The sequence below is a fragment of the Saccharicrinis aurantiacus genome, assembly GCF_947489045.1.
Lineage (GTDB): Bacteria > Bacteroidota > Bacteroidia > Bacteroidales > Marinilabiliaceae > Saccharicrinis > Saccharicrinis aurantiacus.
Genome location: NZ_CANLCN010000062.1, coordinates 1 through 576 on the forward strand (window position 1 = coordinate 1; position 576 = coordinate 576).

Below are 576 nucleotides of genomic sequence, written 5' to 3' on the forward strand. Positions count from 1 at the left end.
ACCAAGTAAATAAGAAATCAAGTTGCTTATTCATTACCTCAGTAACAGTGTAAAACATCTCTCCAGAAAGGAGGTGTTCCAGCCACACCTTCCGGTACGGCTACCTTGTTACGACTTAACCCTAGTTATCGATTTTACCCTAGGCCGCTCCTTGCGGTAACAGACTTCAGGTACCCTCAACTTCCATGGTTTGACGGGCGGTGTGTACAAGGCCCGGGAACGTATTCACCGCATCATGGCTGATATGCGATTACTAGCGAATCCAGCTTCACGGAGTCGAGTTGCAGACTCCGATCCGAACTGAGGCCGGCTTTAGAGATTAGCATCATGTTGCCATGTAGCTGCCCTTTGTACCGACCATTGTAACACGTGTGTAGCCCTGGACGTAAGGGCCGTGCTGATTTGACGTCATCCCCACCTTCCTCTCTGGTTACCCAGGCAGTCTTTCTAGAGTCCCCACCATTACGTGCTGGTAACTAAAAATAGGGGTTGCGCTCGTTATGGGACTTAACCCGACACCTCACGGCACGAGCTGACGACAACCATGCAGCACCTTGTAAATTGTCCGAAGAAAAA

Annotated in this window: 1 rRNA gene; it reads right to left on the reverse strand. The window is 49.8% G+C overall.

Annotated features, from left to right (window positions below):
- Nucleotides 1–66 precede the first annotated feature (66 nt).
- Nucleotides 67–576, reverse strand: a 16S ribosomal RNA gene (locus tag QMO11_RS21870); the annotation flags it as partial.